General features: G+C 71.0%; 19 protein-coding genes and 2 pseudogenes. 14 read left to right on the top strand and 7 right to left on the bottom strand.

Annotation, left to right across the window (positions count from 1 at the left end; genetic code table 11):
• The first annotated feature begins 176 nt into the window (after positions 1-176).
• From ACWFR3_RS07175 to ACWFR3_RS07155, 5 genes and pseudogenes are all read left to right on the top strand, one after another.
• A complete protein-coding gene (locus tag ACWFR3_RS07175) occupies positions 177-671 on the top strand; it encodes a hypothetical protein (protein ID WP_453733546.1) in 495 nt (164 codons plus the stop codon).
• A 200-nt stretch (positions 672-871) separates the two neighbouring features.
• Positions 872-1072 (top strand): annotated as a pseudogene (locus ACWFR3_RS07170) (VOC family protein); the annotation flags it as partial.
• A 116-nt stretch (positions 1073-1188) separates the two neighbouring features.
• Positions 1189-1361, top strand: a pseudogene (locus ACWFR3_RS07165) (SAM-dependent methyltransferase); the annotation flags it as partial.
• Between the two features lie 611 nt (positions 1362-1972).
• Positions 1973-2515: an EF-hand domain-containing protein gene (locus ACWFR3_RS07160; RefSeq protein WP_453733545.1), complete on the top strand. Its 543-nt coding sequence runs from the start codon at positions 1973-1975 to the stop codon at positions 2513-2515.
• 287 nt (positions 2516-2802) lie between these two features.
• The gene (locus ACWFR3_RS07155) at positions 2803-3477 is read left to right on the top strand and encodes a hypothetical protein (RefSeq protein ID WP_453733544.1); all 675 of its coding nucleotides are present in this window, start codon (positions 2803-2805) and stop codon (positions 3475-3477) included.
• 377 nt (positions 3478-3854) lie between these two features.
• Here the strand turns inward: ACWFR3_RS07155 and ACWFR3_RS07150 are convergent, their stop codons facing one another.
• Positions 3855-4370: a class I SAM-dependent methyltransferase gene (locus ACWFR3_RS07150; RefSeq protein WP_453733543.1), complete on the bottom strand. Its 516-nt coding sequence runs from the start codon at positions 4368-4370 to the stop codon at positions 3855-3857.
• Between the two features lie 410 nt (positions 4371-4780).
• Positions 4781-5809, bottom strand: a complete 1029-nt coding sequence (locus ACWFR3_RS07145; protein WP_453733542.1) for a phosphotriesterase family protein — start codon at positions 5807-5809, stop codon at positions 4781-4783.
• A 328-nt stretch (positions 5810-6137) separates the two neighbouring features.
• Here ACWFR3_RS07145 and ACWFR3_RS07140 point away from each other — a divergent pair, with 328 nt between their 5' ends.
• Positions 6138-6269 carry a hypothetical protein gene (locus ACWFR3_RS07140; protein WP_453733541.1) on the top strand — a complete coding sequence of 44 codons (132 nt, stop codon included), beginning with the start codon at positions 6138-6140 and terminating at the stop codon, positions 6267-6269.
• A gap of 286 nt (positions 6270-6555) precedes the next feature.
• On the opposite strand, the gene ACWFR3_RS07135 is transcribed toward ACWFR3_RS07140, so the two are convergent.
• Positions 6556-7545, bottom strand: a complete 990-nt coding sequence (locus ACWFR3_RS07135) for a hypothetical protein (RefSeq protein WP_453733540.1) — start codon at positions 7543-7545, stop codon at positions 6556-6558.
• A 52-nt stretch (positions 7546-7597) separates the two neighbouring features.
• Positions 7598-8011, bottom strand: coding sequence for a hypothetical protein (locus tag ACWFR3_RS07130; RefSeq protein ID WP_453733539.1), 414 nt, complete (start codon positions 8009-8011; stop codon positions 7598-7600).
• An 84-nt stretch (positions 8012-8095) separates the two neighbouring features.
• Here ACWFR3_RS07130 and ACWFR3_RS07125 point away from each other — a divergent pair, with 84 nt between their 5' ends.
• The 5 genes from ACWFR3_RS07125 to ACWFR3_RS07105 all read left to right on the top strand — a co-directional run bounded on the left by ACWFR3_RS07125 (position 8096) and on the right by ACWFR3_RS07105 (position 13970).
• Positions 8096-9142, top strand: coding sequence for a hypothetical protein (locus ACWFR3_RS07125; protein WP_453733538.1), 1047 nt, complete (start codon positions 8096-8098; stop codon positions 9140-9142).
• Positions 9143-9214: 72 nt separating this feature from the next.
• Entirely contained in the window at positions 9215-12328 is a 3114-nt protein-coding gene (locus ACWFR3_RS07120; RefSeq protein WP_453733537.1) for a CHAT domain-containing protein, read from the top strand.
• Positions 12329-12660: 332 nt separating this feature from the next.
• A complete protein-coding gene (locus tag ACWFR3_RS07115; RefSeq protein ID WP_453733536.1) occupies positions 12661-12828 on the top strand; it encodes a hypothetical protein in 168 nt (55 codons plus the stop codon).
• A 35-nt stretch (positions 12829-12863) separates the two neighbouring features.
• Positions 12864-13322 (top strand): hypothetical protein, encoded by a 459-nt coding sequence (locus ACWFR3_RS07110; protein WP_453733535.1) that lies wholly within the window; start codon positions 12864-12866, stop codon positions 13320-13322.
• Positions 13323-13622: 300 nt separating this feature from the next.
• The gene (locus tag ACWFR3_RS07105; protein WP_453733572.1) at positions 13623-13970 is read left to right on the top strand and encodes an amidohydrolase family protein; all 348 of its coding nucleotides are present in this window, start codon (positions 13623-13625) and stop codon (positions 13968-13970) included.
• A gap of 399 nt (positions 13971-14369) precedes the next feature.
• On the opposite strand, the gene ACWFR3_RS07100 is transcribed toward ACWFR3_RS07105, so the two are convergent.
• Positions 14370-15173, bottom strand: coding sequence for a TIGR03619 family F420-dependent LLM class oxidoreductase (locus tag ACWFR3_RS07100; protein WP_453733534.1), 804 nt, complete (start codon positions 15171-15173; stop codon positions 14370-14372).
• A 415-nt stretch (positions 15174-15588) separates the two neighbouring features.
• Here ACWFR3_RS07100 and ACWFR3_RS07095 point away from each other — a divergent pair, with 415 nt between their 5' ends.
• Genes ACWFR3_RS07095 through ACWFR3_RS07085 form a run of 3 tightly spaced genes read left to right on the top strand, consistent with a single transcriptional unit; the run spans position 15589 to position 18494 of the window.
• Complete coding sequence (locus ACWFR3_RS07095; protein ID WP_453733533.1) at positions 15589-16890, top strand: hypothetical protein; 1302 nt, start codon at positions 15589-15591, stop codon at positions 16888-16890.
• Positions 16887-17708 carry an endonuclease/exonuclease/phosphatase family protein gene (locus ACWFR3_RS07090; protein ID WP_453733532.1) on the top strand — a complete coding sequence of 274 codons (822 nt, stop codon included), beginning with the start codon at positions 16887-16889 and terminating at the stop codon, positions 17706-17708. The genes ACWFR3_RS07095 and ACWFR3_RS07090 overlap by 4 nt, the downstream gene beginning before the upstream one ends.
• Before the next feature lie 9 nt (positions 17709-17717).
• On the top strand, positions 17718-18494 hold the full coding sequence (locus ACWFR3_RS07085; RefSeq protein WP_453733531.1) for a hypothetical protein: 777 nt from the start codon (positions 17718-17720) through the stop codon (positions 18492-18494).
• 19 nt (positions 18495-18513) lie between these two features.
• Here ACWFR3_RS07085 and ACWFR3_RS07080 read toward each other — a convergent pair whose 3' ends face one another.
• A complete protein-coding gene (locus tag ACWFR3_RS07080; protein ID WP_453733530.1) occupies positions 18514-19062 on the bottom strand; it encodes a transposase in 549 nt (182 codons plus the stop codon).
• A 276-nt stretch (positions 19063-19338) separates the two neighbouring features.
• Positions 19339-20328, bottom strand: coding sequence for a bacteriocin fulvocin C-related protein (locus ACWFR3_RS07075; protein ID WP_453733529.1), 990 nt, complete (start codon positions 20326-20328; stop codon positions 19339-19341).
• Positions 20329-20419: the final 91 nt, after the last annotated feature.

Raw genomic sequence — 20419 nt, 5'->3', positions numbered from 1 at the left:
CTGTCCGTCTGTTGGCGAGCCAGCCCAGACACGCCCCGGGCCTACCGTGCATCCGCTGCGCTGCGGGCCTCCAAGCGCGATGCCTCACTCAAAAGCACCATGCGAGATGGCGCTGGGGCCATCGGGCTGCCTGACTGGAGCCTATGGAAGACCCGGCTGCGCCCGCTGACGGTGCAATGGCGTTCGACGAGGTGACGTCGCGTCTGTCGACGACCTTCACCACGACGCCGTGGAAGGCGGCGGGCGGTGAGTACCACAAGGGCGTGTACCGCGGTTGCTATGAGGTCGACCTCGCGGACGACCAGGACGAACGGGCGCCCCACCGGCCGCTGCTGCACGGCGCCACCCTCTACCAGCTCGCCGAGTTCCACGCGCTGAGCTCAGCTCTGTTCGCCTACTTCCACGGCCACCACCCGCTCTTTGTGCGGGCCGGCGGCCTGCCCTGGCAAGAAGCCCGCCGGCGGTTCCTCCTCACCTCGGTCGACCTGAAACTGGTGCGGCCGGTCTTCGACCACACCGTCCCCGTGACGCTCATCCTCGAGGACTTCCACGACAAACTCGACACCCACCAGTTGGTCTTCTTCAACGGCCGGGCCGACGTGGGCGACGGGGCCCAGCAGGCACGGATCGGCGGCTGCCTGAACCTGCGTGACGACCTCATCTCCGCCTGAAGACCTGCCTCGCTGGCCAGTGCACCGGCCCGCGGCCCCCGGGAATCCGATGGTGTGCGCCTTGTCCGCCGTGCTGAAAGAGATGGTCCGACTCACGCCCCGATGCCGGGCGGTGTCCGACGAGCCATGGCGTGTGGGCCGCGGTCGGATGCCGGGGCGACTTCGCCCTGCTTGTCAGAGGTGCGCAGCACCGTCCTGTCATGGCAGCCAGAATCGATCTGCCCCTTGATTGCACCGACGCGCAGATCCTTGCCGCGTTCAGGAAGACGGCCCTGGGGTATGCAGACGAGCCGCCACCCGCCCCCTTCAGCACCCGCGAGGAGCGGGTCGCGCAGTTCGACCTCCCGGATGAGGACTCCGTCGACGACGCCGCGTGGCCATGCGACCCGGACGGAGTCGGCCGGGCCGGGGCCGTCGACGGTGATGGCTGCAAGCCTCGGCCCGCACCACTCTGGCCGCAGCCCGCTCGGCGGCATCCCGCGCCTCCTGACGCATCATGCCGGCCTCCTGGCGCATACGCTTCCTGCCCACCCACGCCCCCGAGCACCGACCCGGCCTCGAAGAGCGCGCCCACGCGGCGGCCGACAGCTTCCACGCCGAGCACGTCCCGCACCGCGGCGCCGACTGGGGCCGTTGCTGACCGATGCCGGTTTCACCGTCGAGGCCGAGCCCACCATCACCGTCAACATCGGCCGCAGGGCGCTCCGGCATGCCGTCGAGTGACTGGCAGCGGGCGAGGAGCTGGCGGTGCACGGTGCGGGAGAGTGATCACGCAGCCGCCACCGGCTCGCCCGATGCCGATCACGGTGAAGACCCCTTGCACGGTGGTCCATCTGTCATCGACACCCCGCTTCGTTCACCAGGCTGGTCGACCACCAGGCTCAGCAGACCGTCGGGCACGCTGTGCACGTCCACGGAGCCAGCGGATTCCTGCGTGCCACAGCCGTCAGCGCCTGCCGGCGACTACTTCTGGCGGCCCGGTCGGCGTCCGCGTTCCTCGCCACGGCCCGGCACACCAACGGCGTCCTCACCCTTCCGGGCTGAGCCGAAGCCGGGCCCTCTCTGACACGCCACAACAGCGGCCGCATCACAGCTGCGGTGGCACCGAGCCGCGGAATGCCGTGCCGGCATCGGCCAGTGGACCGACGCGCAGGTGCCCTGTGACGGCTCTCTGTGGCTAAAGGGCGTCAACCTGCAGGAAAGTCATCCACTCCTTCGCGATCGTGTGACCCGCACGGCCGGCGGGGCGGGGAGGCTACCGTGCTGGTCAGCCGCTGACCACCCCCCGAAAGGCAGATCCCATGACCAGTGCCGCGCTGCGAACCAAGTACCTGCACCGCTTCCGCGTCCAGGACACCGACGGTGACGGCATTCTCGACCGCCAGGACGTAACCGCCCGCGCCGAGATGCTGCTGCAGGCGCTTTCGGAGCCGCCGCACTCCCCGCGCGGCAGGGCCGTAATCTCCGGTGCGCAGGCGTACTGGCAAGGCGTCGCGCAACTGGCCGGTATTCCCGGGGACGGACAGCTGACGGAGGAGGCGTTCGCAGATGCGCTGCTGCGGGCCGTGGAGCTGGGGACCATCGGGGAGCTTGTCCGACCGTCGGTGCAGGCACATGTGGCGCTGGTGGACAGCAACGAGGACGGCACCGTGAGCATGCAGGAGTTCCTGCACTCGCAGCAGGCTCTGGGCATGGGGCAGGCGCAGGCGCAGGAGGCGTTCGAGGCGATCGACCGGGACGGCGACGGCCGGCTGACCGTCGATGAGTGGCAGGAGGCCGTGATCGAGGCCTACAGCACGAGCGAAAGCGTTCCCGGCGATCTGGTCATGGGACTTCGGCACTGAACACCGCAGCCCGGTACGCCAGCCGAACGCCGGGGCTGCACCGGGCCGGCTGTCCGAGGACAGACGGTACAGCGGGGACCGGCCGCGGAGGACGGGCAGTTGCGCACGGCCCTCACTGCTGCCGTGCAGGATCCCCGGCAGCGGCGTACGCCGGGAACACGCCGGCGCCCGGTTCCCGCCTCCCGAGCATCCGGACACCCCGCCCGGGCCATGGACCGGCGCCACCGCATCCGCGACCGTGGACAGAGCACGCCCCGCCCGGCAGCCCTGACCGCGGAGGAACCCCTGTGATCCACCCCAGTGAAACGCTCGCCCTGCAGACCGTCGAGGACTTCCTCACCCCTGAGGAACTCACCCAGCTCCGCAAGCTCATGGACGACGAACTGCACACCAGCGGCTGGACACCACGCTTCCAGGCCGAGGTGCTCACCGCCCCTCCCCCGGCCCAGGAAATCCTCGACCACGCCACCACCCGCGCCCTGCCCGCCATCCGCCAGGCGATCCCCTCCATCGGCTCGGCCGCCCCCTGGTGCTACACCGAGCTGACAGCCGGCCAGCGCGTACCGACCCACCTCGACGGCATACCCAATCCCGGCCCCGTCGGCTGCCGGCTGGGCCGCATCGGCGTCGTCCTGGACGAGCCCGAAGCCGGCGGACAGTTCTACATCGAGACCACCTCCAGCGACCACGTCTGGAGCGGCGAACGCGTCGGCGAGCCCCAGGGCTTCCTGCCCGACACCCCGCTCACGCACCGCCACCCCCACGCGCCCCTCCCGGACACCCGCCAGCATGAGGGCGAACCCGCCTGGCTGACGTCCGCCTCCCGCACCCGCTGGACCACCGACGCCAGCCCCGGCACCGCCATCGCCTACGGCGCCCACCTCATCCACGGCGTCCGGCCCGTCGGTACAGGACGATTGCGCAAGTTCGTCACCGACCTGCTCACCGCCGCCCACCGCTGACCTCCCGGAACCGTCCCCTGACCGCGACACGGCCCCCGGTCGCCCCTGACGCCTCCTCTCACCGCGGGCCAACGGGCGGCGGGCCGTCAACCCCGCGGCCGAGGGCGCTGGACAGAGCCGGCAGGCACCCGGGGGCCATCCGGTACAGACCGGCCTCCTGCCTCCCGCGGCGGGGACGGACGCCGCTGATCTACCTCAGCGGCGGGGCGGGATGAGAACACGTACGGACAGCCTCAGTGCGCCGCTCGGCGGGCTTGCGGGGAACTCCGCGACCCAGCAAGCCCTCACTTACTGCCCAGTGCCGAAAGCGCTCCCCAACCGATGAGGTCGCAAGTTCAGCTGCAAGCCGGCCGGCGTCGGGCGTTCATCGCCGGTCTTCAGGATCCTCGCTGACGACCTGCATGTAGTGCAGTCCGCCGGGCAGCGACCGCTCCAGGGGCCGGTGCGGACCCTGGACGGAGAGCAGCAGCAGGCCTCCGGGCTCCAGAGGCAGCCGCGTTGTCGTCCTCGTCCATCAGATGGCTGCCCAACCGGGGGCCGTTCTCGTCCTGGAGGATGCACCAGACGCCGCCCACGGAGTAGGCGGCGTCGAACGTGGACGGCAGACGCAGGTCCAGGATGTCCTGCACCAAGAGCCGGGCACGCTCCCCGAGCCGCTCGCGTGCCCGGACCAGCATGCCTTCGGTGTGGTCAATGCCGGTGACCGCAAGGCCGGCCGGGCCCAGGTCAAGGATCCGTTCGCAGGCCAGCCCCGTGCCCACCCCGAGTTCCAGCAGGTGCCTGCGGGTACCGAGCACGCCAGCAGGGCCCGGGCGTAGGCGCCCGTAGTCGTAGTAGCCCGAGGTCATGATGAGGTCGTAGTACTGCGACAGGCCGGCGTAGGAATCAGGCATGAACGGCAGCATCCCCGGCCCGGGCAAGCCGCGGCGTTGCCCGGGCCGCAAGAGCCGCCTTTGTGGGGTAAGCGGCGGCGCGCCGTACCACCAGACCTGCAGTCCGTGCGCCGGTCCGATCCGGCTCTGTCGCCGTCCGCACACCACCACCGGAGCCCCCATCCGCTCACCGGGCTCACCCGTCCCGACAGCGCGCGCAGGGCAGAGCAACAACCCGGTGGACGGAGCTGGTCGGCCGCGGGCCGGTGCTCCCGCCCCAGCCGTCGGGTTCAGTTGGCGGTGCCCCCTTGTCTGTTGAACCACGGAGGGGGCCTGAGCGTCGCGTAACGCGGGCCGAGCGAGGACGGCGAGGGGGAAGTCGAAGCAGCAGACCACAGCCCCGGTCCGACGAGCGTCTCAGCCACACAGCGTCACCCTCTACGCGACAAACCCGAGGCCGATCCCCGGGGCCCGGGCCACCAGGCCGTGCAGTTGCGTCGGCCAGAGCGGCGATCACGCACGCCTCGCGGGTACTCAGGCGACCGGCACTGCAGCGAGGCACGGAAGATCGTGTCGATCTCGTCCTTGGTGACGCCTTCGGCCATGAGCCGTTCGGTGAACTCGGTGAGCAGGAAGTCGTAGCCCGTGCCGCCGTACGCCTTTAGATGCGCCCGCTTGCACACGTCATGGGAGAGGAGGGTCCGCTTCAGGTGACCGCGGTCAAGAAACTCGCACACGATGCCTACGGACTTCTTGAGCTCCCAGTCGTTGCGGTGGTGAATCAGATCGAATTCGACCCATGCGCCGCGGCGGGCGAGCGTGTCGTGGTACTCGGTGTCGGGGTACTGGTCGCAGTGCCCGATCACAACCCTGCCGGGATCCACGCCCTCTTCCTCGAGCAAGTCGAGCTGAGCCAGACCCACGCGGCCCTGGGAGGCGTGGGTGGTCACGGTCAGACCGCTGTGGAGCTGGGCCCGGGCCGCGGCGCGGAAGGACTTCTCCTCCACCGGAGAGATGTAGTCGCGGTGGGAGCCGATTTCACCGATGATGCCCGGCCGTACGCGATCTTCACCGACGCCCTCGTCGATCTCGGTGATGATGTCCTGGGCCAGAGCGCTGGTCGGGCGCCGCCAGACCTCGTCGTCGAAGTAGGGCTCCCGGTACCACCCACAGCCCATGACGATGTTCAGCCCTGTGGATCTGGCCACGGCGACGAGCGCCTCGGGTCTGCGGCCGAGGTTTCGGTTGGTGACGTCGACGACGGTCCGGCCCCCCGCAGCGGCGAAGTGGGCCAACTCCGCGACTGCCAGAGACTCCTCGAACAAGTGTTGCGTCTTGTCCCGGGTGACACGCGCCAAGTCGATGAAAACGTGCTCGTGTATCAGCGTCACCCCGACGTCGGCGGCGCGGATGGGCCCGTCCACCGTCATCACGGCTCCGGCGTCCCGCCCGTTTTCCATATGCGCCCCTTTGCCGGCCTGTGTGTCCGAAGGTTGCATCGTCACTGAGGAAGGAGCCGCCCCAATGAGCCGACACACGTACGTCGGCTGCCGAATCGATCCTGCTACAGCTGCATGAGCGAGCCCTGCCGTCCCCCGTCCGGGTCGGCATCTCCTCCTGTGGAGTTCCCCAAGACCTCGGCGCGGCGGGTCCCACCTGTGTCGGCGTCGGCGATGACTCGCCCTTTCATTCCCTGCCGAGCCCGCAGCCCCGCTCCTTTCTACCCGCTGACGCGGGAGCTTCGTTTCACCCCCCGCCTAAAGGCGGGGGTAGCTACGAAGGAGACAGATGGACACCGACACGGCCGCGGCCGTGCCCGCCGACCAGAAGGTCTCCGCCGCCGACGTCGCCGCCCCGGCCCTCGACGGGTTCGAGACTGAGGCCGGGAGGCAGCCCGCAGGCAATGTCTCCCCTTTCTGAACCTCACGGACTCTCCTGGCTGTGGAAAGGCCCGGGGAACAGCCGCGCTCGGCGAGCAGACCCACGCCGACGCGGTGCTCTTCCTGGCATTGCTGACGGAGCGCCAACGCCGGGTACGGACGCGCACGCTCGGCTGCCCCGCGGTGAGTATGGACGCGTCCGTCCTGGCTCCGGGCAGCCGTCACGGTGCCCTCCGCCTCAACTGGACCCGCCCCGAGGCCGATGCCGTGCACCCGCACCCGCACGACGAGCGCGACGCAGCGCTGCGCGAAGGCTGTCGGCCGCGTCACTCCTCCGGGTCGGGCGCCGTCAAGTTGATCAGGTGCCGCTGCCCCTGCAACAGGCACGTCACCTCCCGGCCCGTACGGCGGCCGGGAATCCCCTCCGCCGGCACCCCCAGGCGCTGCGCCAACTCCCCCAGATGCAGGTGCACCGACGCCTCTACCAGGGTCGTGTACGCGTCGGTGGCGCTGCGCATCCGAAGCTGGGCGGTGAGGAAGGTGGCGGCCGCGAGGGGCAGCGCGGGCCACCACCACACCGCCAGCAACGCGTACAGCACGGCCCAGGCCGCGAGCGCGGACGCTCGGCTCAGGGCCTCGCGGGTCGCCTCGATCTGCTGGCGCGGGGCGTCGGGCAGCAACTGCCACAGGGCAGGCCATACCGTGGCCAGGTCCAGGGCCAGGTCCTGGGCGAGGCGGAGGGTCACCGCGTGCACGCGGTCACCGGTCCAGGTCGGGCGATGCGGCCTCTCCCGGGAGATGCGGGCCATCGCCAGCCGCGCCGTCCGCAGGTCCGCTTCGCCGTCGCTGCCTGCGGCATCACCCCCGGTGCCGCCTCCGCTGTCGCCCGCGATCAGCGCTTCGCCCACGCGCCGGCGGGCACGTTCGTAGGCGCGTTCCGCTGCGGCCCGCCGCTCGCGGCGCTTCTTGACGCGCCAGTCGGCGAGCGCCCGCAGAGGCCACGGCCACAGCGCCCAGTCCGCCGCGAACCACAGTCGCTCCACCAGCGAACCGAGCGTCTGTGCCACGATGCCCAGGGCGGCGGCCAGCAGCGCCACCATCATCAGGAGCACGGCAAGCCGCACGCCGGCACCGGCGCCCGGAGCCGGGTGCCAGGCCTGTACCTCGCGCACCAGCAGATCCACGTCGAGGGCGTGGCCATGGCCCAGGGTCCGGGCGGTGAAGGCCACGCCCAGGAACAGCGCGCCGGGCAGCACGAGGAGGGACAGCCACCGCTCTGCCAGGCGTTTGCTCAGCTCCGTGAGCAGACCGTTCATGCCGGCGGACCATTCATCGCCGGGCCCTTCCCGTCGGCGGGGCGCCCTGCCATCAGCGCTCCACCGAACGCAACGCCACGTCAGCCACCTTGCACTTGGGTGCCTCCCGCATCGCGCGTGCAGCCCACTCCAAGCGCCTGCAGACCCGCAGGGGACAGAGAAAGGCGAGCTCGGCTTTCGCCGCCTCCCCCGTCCCGACGGGCGTCGCCGGCCACGTACCCGAGCGGAACGCCTGGCCGTAGGCACCATGAGCCACCTGGTTGCGCCGCAGGATCTCGTCGACGGCGTCAAGTGCCGCCCGGCAACCCTCGGTTCCGGCCCCTGCTCTGTCGACGACCGTGCTGCGCAGCCGGTCGAGCGCTGCGCTCTGGCCATCCCCGGCCAAAATCTCACGCAGCGCGTCGAAGTTCTCACATACGTACGTCAGGCCTCGTTGAACCTGCGCCGCCGCATCTTCCTCTGTCATCCCGAACCCCCGTCGCAGGCACAGATCCTTCGGGCATCATGCAGGAACGCGCGGCCGGAAGGCAGCGGTTTGGGGGCACGGCCGGTGAACGAACCGGAGCAGGCGGCGACATCGCCGGAGCGGCGCGAGGACGTGCGCCGGGAGCTGTTGCAGCGGGCCGCACGGGTGCTGCGCGCCGAGGGGGCACACACCTCTGACGACGAACTGATCGACGCTCTGGCCGAGTTCGTGGCCGCCGGCCAGCTCGATCCCCCCGCACACATCGCATCCCCCGGCCGCCCCGACGACCCGGCCACCGTAGCCCTGGGCTGGCTGTTCTGGCACCGATACGTCCAGCGCAGCGCCCGGAGCGATCTGGACAACGCGGTACGCACACTCTCTCCCCTGTTCCGCCCGGACCTGTTGCACCTGGTGCCTCAGGGCCTGCGGAGCCGGATCGCGGACGCGTACGGCACGCATGTGAGCACCCAGCTGGCGCAGGCTCTGCAGGCCGGCGACGACACCGTCGAGGCGGAGCTGTCGGCTCTCGTGTGGTGGTGTTCCTTCCTGCTCCGGCACGCCGATCCCGGCCATGACCGCTACGGCGGCCACCTGTGCGCACTGGGGTGGGTCCTGTTCCAGCGGTACCAGGCACTCAGCAAGCCCGACGCCGACGATCTGCTGCGCGCTGTCAGCCTGCTGAGCCGTGCCGTGCGCGCCCTGCCCGCCGGACACGGCGACGGGCCGCTCGTCCGCGGCCACCTGGCCATCGCCCTGGCCGGGCGGTACTCGCTGACGAAGTCCCTCAACGACGTGCGCACCGCCTGCGCGGCGTGTACGACCGCGCTGCGCCACACCGCGCTGCCCGAGCCGCAGCGCGCGGGCCTCACCTCGAAATTGGGTGTTCTGCTCGGCGATCTGATGGGGCGTGCGCTCCAGGAGCACCGGTGGGACGAGGCGGTGGGGGCAGGCCGTGCGGCCATGGAATTGCCGCCGCTGGCCCTCGTCGCCCACGACTTCGCGGCGGACGCTCTGCAGCAGCGCTTCGAGCACGGTGGGGCGGATCCCGCGGACCTGGACGAGGCGATCCGGCTGCGCACGGCGCTCACGCAGGCGCCCGACCACGGCCTTCCCGCCCTTCAACTCGCCTGAGTCCTGCACAAGCTGGCCCACACGTACTGGCTGCGCCACCATCACTCAGATGACCAGGGCGACCTGGATGCGGTGGTCGACTGCAGCGAGCGGGCTCTGGCGACCGTGCCGGACCAGGACACCGTCCTGCGCTGGGAGATCCTCCGCAGACTGGCCGTCGCGCTCCTGGCCCGCATGGCCCGGGACGATGCCCCCTCCGTGTCGCCCGGCCCTGCCGGCGCCGGTGACGCACAGCGAGTCATCCAAGTCATCCGCACCGGCCTCGGCGGCACGGCCGACGCGGACAGGACGGCAGGCACGGGCGGCAACCAAGCCCCCGCACACCTCCGCGCCGTCTTCATACGCTCCCTGGCCCGCGCGCTGTGGCATCGCTACGTACACGAGCAACGGCCTGAAGACCTCACCGAGGCAGCCGAGTTGCTGCGCTCGGACGCCGTCCGCCAGTACGCGCAGACCGATGGCATCGCGTTGTTCGGCACCCTCGCCGCGCGCGTGCACCGCGCCCGGTACCGGGCCGGCCAGGGCCTCGACGCGCTTCGTGAGGCAGTGGCCGCCGGCCGGGACGCCGTCGTGAAGGTGCCGCCCGACCACCCCGAACGCGGCACCGTACTCGGCGAGCTCATCGTCTGTCTGATCTTCCTCTTCAAGCACACGGGGGACATTGCCGCCCTGGACGAAGCCGTCGACCGCGCCCACCAGGCCGTCCGCGCCGTCGGCGAGGACAACCTCGACGGCCCCGGCGGCGCGCGCCCGCTGTACCAACTGGGCACCGCCCTCACCGAACGCGGATCGCACACCGACAGCCTCGACGACCTCGACGCCGCCGTACGCACCCTGCGGCGCCTGCATGCCTCCCCCGCCCCGACCAACGGCCAGGACCTGCACGCCCTGGGCAGCGCGCTCACGAACCGGGCCGAGCGGGACGGCGACCCGACCGGGTACGACGAAGCCGTCCCCCTGCTGCGGCGAGCGGTAGACCAAAGCGACGACGAGGTATGGGTGGCGCTTTCCGGTCTCGGCCACGCCCTCCTGCGCCGCTACCAGGCGCGCGGCCTCGCAGCGGACCTCGACGAGGCCCTGGTGATCGCACGGCGTGCCGCCGAGGCCGTCCCCGCGCACGACCCCACTGCGCTGCACGCCCTCACTCCGCTGGTCAGCGCGCTGCTCGACGAGCGGCGCCGGAATCCCGGGCGGGTGGACGTGGACGATCTCGTGGCCCTGTGCCAGGAGGCCATCGACCTCACTCCGCACGACCATGCGGCCCGCGGCGTGTTCCGCCACAACCTGGGCGTCGCCCACAAGGAACAGGCCGAGGAAGTCGGCCCGGATCCGCTCCTTCAGGCGTTCGCCGCCCTCCGCGACAGGCCGTTGATCCCCGGCACGGTGATGCAGGCGGTCGACGACTTCACCACCGCCGCGTACAGCGAGAGCCTCCCGGCGTCCCAGCGGATCCGCTCCGCCCGGGCGGCCGCCGTCCTGATCGCCCCGATGGACGTGCTCTGGGCCCAGTACCTGCTGGAGTACGCCGTCGGCCTCATCCCCCTCCTCGCCCCTCGGCGAAGCAGCCGGGCCGATCAGCAGCACGCACTGCGGAGCGTCTGCGACCTGACCACCCTCAGCGCGGCCGTGACGCTGGCCGCGGGATCGACCCCCCACCCGGACGTCCCGCACCTGCCGCTCCTGCCGGATGCCGCGCTCGACTCCCTCCGGGCCCTCGAACAGGGCCGGGCCGTCATCCACAGCCAACTCCTCGACACCCGCGGCGACATCACGGAGCTGCGCAAGGAACACCCCGGGCTCGCCGACCGTTTCGTACACCTGCGGGATCTGCTCGACAGCGAGACGGCCCCCGCGACAGGCCGCAGCACCGACGCGGCCACACAGAACGCGGGCGACGCAGCCGGCAGCCGCCTGAACCGTCCGCGTATCGCCGCCGACCTCGCCGCCACCCTCGACGAGATCCGCGGCCGTGAGGGCTTCGCGTCGTTCGCCCTGCCACCGGAGTCGCAGACGCTGCGCACGGCTGCCGCAGCGGGGCCCATCGTTGTCCTCAACTGCAGCCCGCACCGCTGCGACGCCCTGCTGGTGCGGCCCCACGGCGTCTACCATCTGCCGCTGCCCGCCCTGACCTTCGAGGAAGCGACCCGGCAAGCCGATCTGTTCCACCGTACGATCGCCGTCGTCACCGATCCGCAGGCCGACCTCAGGGCGCAGCGCCGGGCGCAGCAGACCCTCAGCGGCGTCCTCGGCTGGCTCTGGGACGTGGCCGCCGAGCCCGTTCTGCTAGCGCTCGGCATCGACTCCGGCATCGACGCGGGCATCAACGCGGGCGGTGAGGCACCGCGGGTGTGGTGGTCGCCCGGCGGACTGCTGGGCACGCTGCCGCTGCACGCCGCCGGTCACCACGCCGAGGCCGTCGCGCAGGGCGGTCACCGTACGGTCCCGGACCGGGTGATCTCCTCCTACACGCCCACGGTCCGGGCGCTGCGCTACGCCCGCCGCCCGCTGCCGGACGCAGACAACGAAGACGGCGCGGAGGGTGAACCGGGGCAGTCACTGATCGTCGCCATGCCCCGCACCCCGCAGGCGGCACCCCTCGACGGTGCCCGCGGCGAAGCGGAAGCGGTGGCGGCCCTCCTGCCGGGCCCCACGATGCTCATCGGGCCTGACGACGACACGGCGCACGCCGCGGCTGCCGATGCCACCATGCCGACCAGGGCGGCGGTTATGGCGCGGCTCACCGGCGCCCGCATCGTCCACCTGGTCGGCCACGCGGTCACGGACTCCGTCGACCCCTCACGCAGCCGCCTGATGCTGTGGGATCACGCGACGAGTCCGCTGACCGCCGCGGGCGTCGCCTCGGTGACCCTGGACGGGGCGGAACTGGCCTACCTGTCCGCGTGCCGGACGACCTACACCGCCGCAGCCGACCTCCGGGATGAGGCCATCCATCTCACGAGCGCGTTCCAACTGGCCGGATTCCGGCATGTGGTGGGCACGCTGTGGGAGGCCGACGAGGTGATTTCCGAGCGGATCGCGAAGACGTTCTACGCTTCCCTGACCGGAACCAAGGGCCTGGACTGCGCCCGCTCCGCCGCCGCACTGCGCCGGGCCACCCTGGAACAGCGCGACAAATATCCGCGCACGCCGTCGCTCTGGGCCGGGTATGTGCATGCGGGCGCGTGACGACGCGGAACGGGGCGCACCCTGTGTTCCCCAGGGTCGGCCTCCGGCAGGGCCCAGCCGCGCCTCGCGCAGGACGCCGAGCCGGCTTCCTGCACCGACTGAGGGCTGCCGCCCGCCCAGTCGCAGAAACCGGACCCCCGGCCGGATCCCCCGGCACCGCTGCGTGCACCCAACCGGCCAGCAAAGCAGACCAGCCTCAGGCCCGCTGCACCCGAGGGCGATGGTGGCTGCGTCCTCGATAAGCGCGCAGAACAGGCATAACCATCGCGACGCAAGGTGACTTCCCTTACACGCTTTTATGCGCTTTATCCTGCTCTTACTGAGGAGTTGCCATGCCCAGCCCTGTAAAGCCCGAGCGTCAGGACATCCTTCTCACCGGCGGTCATGTGCTCACCATGGACGCGGCGACCGGCGATGTCCACGTCAGGAACGGGGAGATCCCGCGGTCGCCCCGCGCGTCGACGCTCCCGCCGCCGAGCGGATCGACGCCACCGGAATGATCGTGGTGCCCGGGCTGGTGTAGACCCACTGGCACATGTGGAGCACACTGCTGCGCGGCCTGTCCGTCGGGCCCGGCGCAGACGCCGAGTACTTCACCACCCTCAACCGGCTCGGCCCGCTCGTCGACGCCGCGGGAGCAGCCGCCGGTGTGCTGCTGTCGTGCGCGGAAGCGATCCACTCCGGCTGCACCACCGTCCATGACTGGGCACAGAACGTGCGCTCTCCCGAGCACGCCGAGGCCGAACTCGCCGCCCTGCGGGCCACCGGCCTGCGAGCCCGCTTCTCCTACGGCTGGTCCATCGGGCACGACAACGCACGCACCATCGACCTCCACGATCTGGAGCGCCTGCACCACGCCTGGAGCAACGACCTGGTCGGCCTGGGCATGGCCTGGCGCGGCCCTGGCGGCAGCGACCCGTCCATGCGCGTCGCGTCGCGCCCCGCGTCTACCGCGCGGAACTGGAGACCGCACGCAGCTGGGGTCTGCCCGTGACACTGCACGCCAGTGGACCGCGCCGGGCGGCCGGACAACTCCTGGAGATCGCCGAGGCCGGCCTGCTCGGTGCGGACATGCAAGTGGTGCACGCCAACTCCGCCACCACCGCGGAAATCAGTGCCCTGGCCGCGGCAGGCGGATCCGCCTCCATGTCCCCCTACACCGAGATGCCCATCGGCTACGGCCTGCCCGCCACCCGGGCGCTCCTCGACGCCGGGATCCCCACCGGCCTGTCCGTCGATACCACCATGATCTCCGGCAACGCGGACCCCTTCGCCACCATGAGGATCGTCCACGCTGTGGCCAACGGCCACGCCGAGGACAAACGCCCTCTCTCCCCCGCGCGCGCTCGAACTGGCCACCATCGACGGCGCCCGCTCGCTGCGGCTGGACCATCTCACCGGATCCCTCACTCCGGGCAAGCGCGCCGACGTCATCGCCATCGACAGCCGGGCCGTGAACCTCGGCATGGTCACCGATCCCGCCCGCCTGGTCGTCACCGCGGCACAGCCGTCCAATGTCGACACCGTCATCGTCGACGGCCGCGTCCTCAAGCGCGCCGCGGCCCTGACCGCACTGGACGTCGCCGACACACTGGCTGCCGCCCGCACCGCGGCAGACCGGGTGCTGCACCGTGCGGCATGACGCTTGCCCAGCGCACAGAGGCCGTCCGTCGCGGGGGCGCAAAGAGGCGTTCACGGAGAGGACCGAGGCTTCTACGAGAGCTCTGCGCGGGCGTACGCCACACAGCCCTTCCCGGGATGTTCGGGTTCCCTCATCACCCCCGATGGACAGGCCCGATGGGGGACACCGGCTCACCGTCGCCGACGATACGACGAGACAGCACGGCATCGGCCGCTCCTTCCTCCCCCAGCACGCCTGCGCATCGACTCGCCAGGCCGCGCCGGCTCCAGGCGGGTGAGTGCGAGCTGTGCGGGAAGCGGACCGACTACGGGGAGTTCGCCGGTCTGGTCGATCTATAAGGAGCGGGTGGCCAGAGGCCCCGCCGGGGCTGCTTCGCACGCCAGTAGCTGGTCTTCTGGCCTACGCGATGTACGGGACGAAGTCGTCCAGTACGCGCAGCGTTTCGTCGGCGGATCCCGAAGGAAGCTGGCAGAGCACCTCGGTGACACCGAGTCTGCGGTAGTGGTCCAGTTTCCCCCTGTTCGGCAGGGTTCCGGACGGCACGACACGGAGGGCCGACGCATCGCGCCCCGCATCGGCGAATGCCTGCTGCAGCGCGGGCAGGTGCGCCGCGAGCCCGCGGCCCCCGATCGGCATCCAGCCGTCGGCGCACTCGGCGATACGCCGGAAGACAGAGAGGTGCGCATTGGCGCCGATCAGGACCGGAACAGATGCGTTTTCCGGCTTGGGCCAGGGGTAGAAGGGTCCGAACGAGACGAATTCGCCCTGAAAACCGGCAGGCTCCTGCCCCCAGAGAGTCCGCATGGCGGCGATGTACTCCCAGACGACTGCACGGCGACGCCCGAACTCGACACCGTGGTCGGCCACTTCCTCCCGGTTCCAGCCGAAACCGATCCCCAGGGTGAAACGTCCGCGGGACAGGTGGTCCAACGTCGCGGCCGCCTTCGCCAGCGAGATCGGATCATGCTGTGCCGCCAGGCAGACGCCCGTCCCGATACGCAGGGCGGCCGTGACCGTTGCCGCCGCAGCCAGGGAGGTAAACGGGTCGAGCAGTCTGCGACAGTACTCCGGCAGCGGCCTACCCGAGATCGCCGGCACCTGGCCCGACGCGGGGATATGGGTGTGCCAGCGCGCTCTCGCCGAAGACTGACGGGATCGGGGAAGACTCGATATGACCGGGCTGCAGGGTCTGTCAGAGCTCACCGCGTGGAGGCGGGGCCAGCCGGATCGTCTGTGGCTGCTGCATCCGGATACGTATGAGCTTGGGCTCGCCCGCCGCCGGCCGCACCGGCGAGCCTCGCCGACGCTTTGCACCCCGAGGGAATCTGGTCCAGTTGGCCGGTGTTCCGGGATGTTTTTGTGACTGCAGTCATCGGCGGTCGTTGGACGGGGCGTGAGTGCTCGTCGCCCACCGCTCCTAGACGCCCCCGCGGCCGCCTGGCGCCGCCGCGACCAGGAGGCCGCCCCCGTGGGGAGTCGGTGGAGCAGGGCAGGCGGTGCGAGGTGGAGGAGGGCTGAATCCCGGCGGGGATCAAGCAGCACCCATGAACGTGTCGGTGCGTCCCGGCTATTCTGCCGCCTACCGGCTCGCGCGCGGCCGGTCGGGGGAGGCGACGTGATGACGCACCGCACCCGTACGGGCACCACCGGCCCCGGCCCGTCGCCCCACGACCCGCCCGGGACTGTCCGGCGGCTCACCGACGCGCTCGTCGCCCTGGGGCCGTTCGCCGCGGCGCTCATCGCCTACAAGGCGCTGCTCGACTACGGGCTGCCGGAGGACTGGTTCAGCCTCTCCGTGCTGCGGTACCTCTTCGCCGGACTCTGCGCCCTGTGCCTGGGGCTCGCCCTGCGTATGGCGGCGCAGTGGCGGACGGACCGGTCCGCCGACCAGGAACCGTCCGCCTCGCTCCTGCCCCCGGCGGAGGTCTCCGTACAACGGCTGGTCGACGACTCGGCGCACCGCGTGCTGGCCGAGTTCCGCATGCTCTCCCACCGCGGCGAGGACCTGGCCGGATGGTCGCAGTACCTGGATGATCATCACGTACCACCCACCGCGATCGGCACCTCGTACGGGCTGCGCATGCTCTCGGCGTGCGACCTGCGCGAGCCGCGCGTGCACAGGCGCCGGGTGCTCGACTCGCTGCTCGCGCTTCAGAAGACCGGTGGCGGCTGGGCGGCCAGTACGCAGCGGGACCGCGGCCGGCCCGAGGTCACCGCGTGGGTGCTGGCAGCGATGGTGCGCAGCGGCCTCGACGACGCGACGCGGGCGCAACTGACCGGTGTGCTGGAGGACATGCTCGATCCCGCGGAGGACCCGCTCGGCATGGACTGCACCACCGTGCTCACGATCGTCGTGGCTGCACTGGCCGAGATCGCGCCGGGGTCCGCCGGGCTGCTTCGTCTCGTCCACCGGCTGGCCGACGCAGCCCGCCCCGGCGCGGCGGCGATGGGCGGCGGGACGGCCTGCTGGGGAGAGAGCGTGCACGCGGTCGAGCCGTCCGCCGCGCACACTGCGCGAGCCGTCCTGGCCCTGCACCGCGCGGCCGGAGCACTTCCGGACGGGGCACCCTTCGCCCGCGTGGCCGGGGCCGGACTCAGATGGCTGTGCGGGACAGAACTCGAACTACGACTCATGGACGAACAACTGCGCCGCCCCATGGCGGACGGCACCGTGGACGCCTTGCTGGTCGGACACTTCACCCCGGCATGGGTGACGAGAGCGCTGCTGCTGCCCGGCGCACCCGAGGCGCCCGAACTGCTGGCCACGACCGTACGATCAACCCTCGACTGCTTCAAGGATGGCACGTGGCGATGGCACGACGGCAGGCAACCGATCTGGCTGGCGTACCAAGGGGCGGTGGTGATGCGGGAGTACGCACTGCGGGCCACGCCGCGCCCCCCACGGGCACGGGCCCTGTGAGAACGCAGCGCCGCACCCTCACGGTCGTCAGCTGGAACCTGCACGAGGGGGTCGACGGTTCGAGCGGCGCCTTCGCCAACGGGGCGGGCCCCGCGGACCCGCGTGCGACCGAGGAGGTGCTCGCCCTGATCGCCGAACGGGACGTGGACGTGGCCGCGTTCCAGGAGGTCGCCTTCGACCGGGACGGACACGCGGAACTGCTCGCGGAACTGCGGAGGCGGACCCCGCTGCGGCACGTGGCGGCGCATCCGCTGCACGCCTCCTCGTTCACGCCGGGCCGCCGCAGCGGCGTAGCCGTGGCCAGCCGCTTTCCGCTGCGGAATACGGGACGGTACGTGCTGCCCAACCCCGGGCTTCACGTCGTCCTGGACGGTCAGGAGATCCACAGCCACGACAAGGGCCACGTACGCGTCACCGTCGATCTGGGCGAGGCCGAGGTCGAGGTCGTGTCGCTGCACTCGTTCCCCTTCTACCTGTTCCGGCGTGACGCGGCGGAACCGGAGTTCAAGGAGATCTGGCGTGCCCTCGCCGACGAGCTGGTCCGGCCCGGCGGGCCGCGGCGGCTCCTGGTGTGCGGCGACTTCAACGCGAACGCCTCGGGCCTGCTGCTCGACACACTGGACGTCCCTCTGGCCAGCGCCTTCGACGGACAGCCCACTCAGCGGGACCGCAGCGTGGACGATGTCCTGCACTCCCCCGACCTGGTCCTCACCGAGTCGGTGACTGTCGACAACTACTCGGATCACCTGGCCTGTGTGGCCGTCTTCCAACTCCCGGGCGAGAACGACGAGTGTCCGGGCTCTCGTGGTGGTCCCTGACGGAGGCGGGTGGACAGGGTGGGAGAACATCTGACGCGAGCGCGCGAACACCTGGACGCGATGCTGGGCGGCGATGTCCCAGAAGCGCGGCGGCTCGATAGGGCGCGAGCCACGGTGGCCGAACTGGCTGACGCAACAACCCTGCTGGGAATGCTCACGGAACTCGCGACCGGCACGCAGACCACCGCCGCCTGCGCGCGGCGCTCGTACCGTGACACTCTGGGCTGTCAATGGCGACTGCAGCTCGTCGACGGCGGCTACCCCTATACCCTCCGGCTGCACGCGTGGCGGGCGACCGGGCCGGACGAGAGGCTGGACATCCACAACCACCGTTCCGCGCTGGCCTCCGCGGTGGTGCGCGGTGAGCTGCTGTCCGATCTGTACGTGTCCGAGGGTCCGGGGGATGACTCCACGGACGGGGGCGTCACGGTCACCGCGTACCGGGAGCAGCTGTCCGCGGACGGCGCCCACTGGCTGCTCCTGCACCGGGGTCCGACTCGCCTCCGGCTCGTGCACACGGTCCGCTACGTCGCGGGGGCGTCGTACGCGCTGGGCCCGCTCGCGCTGCACCGCGCCTGGTGCGATCCGGGCAGCGAAGCCCTGACGCTCTTCCTGGAGACGGGCACCGAACGCCGCCCGCACACGGACGTGTACAGCACCCTCGACCGCCACCCGACGACGGTGCACAAGCACGCCCTGACGGAGCGGGAATTCCGCTCGGTACTGACCTCCCTGGCGGCATCCCTCACCGACACCGCCCCGCCCCGAGGCGGACTCGAGGCATAGTGAACGGGTGGGCGGGAAATTAGTCCGCCGCAAAACGGGCGGCACACCCGGCACCCTCAGCTACGGAGCATCCGCCCCGCGCCACCAGCGCCCGCCCCGGCCCATGACGATCGTTCCACGGAGCACCCGGTCTCATGGCTCTCGTCCAGGCCGGCGACCTGCTCCGCCAACTGCCGCGCGAGGACAGGTCTGTTCCGCTCAACTGGCTTCGCCGTGGCCGCGCAGTGGCTTGTTCGGCTGCGCGATCGGTGGGCCGTTTACTGAGCTTGTAGGCGTGGTCTCGTGTGCGTGAGGGGCAGTCCGGTGGCGGCGAGACACCCGTCAAGCACATTGCTGCGGTACCGAGTTCGGCGCAAGCCATGACGTAGAGCATGCTCAAGTGGTCAAGGTCAGTGAAGGCGGTGTTGGCTTGAGAACTGCGCCGCAGCAGGGACCAGACGCCTTCGACGGGATTGAGGTCGGGTGCGTAGGGCGGCAGATGGACTGCGGTGATCCAGTCTCGGGCGTCTATGAAGGCACGTAACCGGGCGTCCTTGTGCACGCTCAGGTTGTCCCACACCACCACCATCGGCGCCCCGAGTTGTTGGGGGGCGGAGGACAGCAGGTCGCGGTAGTCGGTCCAGGTGAAACTGCGTCGACGAGTGCGCTTATGGTCGCCGTGCCGTATCAGCCGGCTCCCCGCCCCCTTCCGGCCTGGTGCTCCAGGAGCCACCGCGTTCTCCGGGGCGCACCCGGCCCGCACCCCGGCCGGTCGGTGCTCGCCGGGGTGCGGGCCGGGTGTGACGCGGCGCGGAGCTGGCTGGCTGGCTGGGGTGGCGGATATCGACTCCGGTGCCCCTCGACTTCAGTTCGTGCAGAGTCCGTTGCAGACGTACAGCCAGAACGCGCAGCAGTCCGTGATGAATGCGCAGTTGTGCATCTTGTACTGGCAGTGGTCGCTGCCGGGGCAGTTGTCATGACACTGGTCGGAGCAGTAACAGGTGACGAACAGGTCGTCGTCCTCCTCTACCGGGGAGGAGACCGGGTCCTGCACAGGGCCGAGTGTGATGAGCAGCGCATTGGCCTCGTCACGGCCGAACTGCCCGATGGCCTCCTCCCGCAGTTGGCGCAGGCTCCGGTCGAACGCCGAGCCCGGTTCCGGAACGGAGGTGAAGGTGCACTCTTCGCGCACGATGGTCGTCGCCCGGTCCAGCACTGCGGTCCGGGCCGGGGTCAGCCGGGCGGCGGTCTCGCGGTACCGGCCGAGGTGGTCCAGCCACAGCTGCCGCTTCGTCTCGGGCGGGAGGTGCGGGTAGATCTGCCTCCGGTAGGACATCGGGTAGGCAGAGAAGTCCGCGTACTTGCGGGGAAGGCGGTCCATGTTCGCCTCGACCCACACCTGCGACTTGGACCGGCCGCTGCGCGCGAAGGCGGGGACCTGCCCGGTGACGGCCAGGCCTGCCACCACGGCGGCACCGGCGCCGAGTTGGAGGAACCGCTTGCGCCCCATCACGTCGCCGGCCCCCTCGGCGGAAGAGGTGGCGGGGTGGCGGAGCCTGCCGAAGGCCCGGACCACCCGGACCGTCGAGCGCAGTCCCAACCGCCGCACCAGCGGCACAGCCATGGCGCGCCCCACCCACGCGCGGACGCCGTTGCCCTCGACCCGCAGGAGGGTCGGTGCCCACGGTGGCCGCGAGCCCAGGGCCTGCTCGCGCCACTGCCGGACGTCCGGGGCGCCCAGGGGGCGGACTTCGAGTTTCCCCTCGCAGGCCCGCTCGACCAGGCGGGAGATCTGCCGGCACTGCCCGCAGGAACCGTCGAAAGCCAGGATCAGACGCGCGCTCGGTTCGTTCATCGCACTTGCCCTTCATCGACATGTCGCCTCGGCGCAGGGGGAATACCCCGTGGGATCCGTGCCCCGCATTCATGGCAGGGGCGAGGCATCA

The organism is Streptomyces sp. NPDC055189, assembly GCF_053606765.1.
Note: the sequence above shows the minus strand (reverse complement) of the source record. Positions and strands in the feature narration are given on the sequence as shown.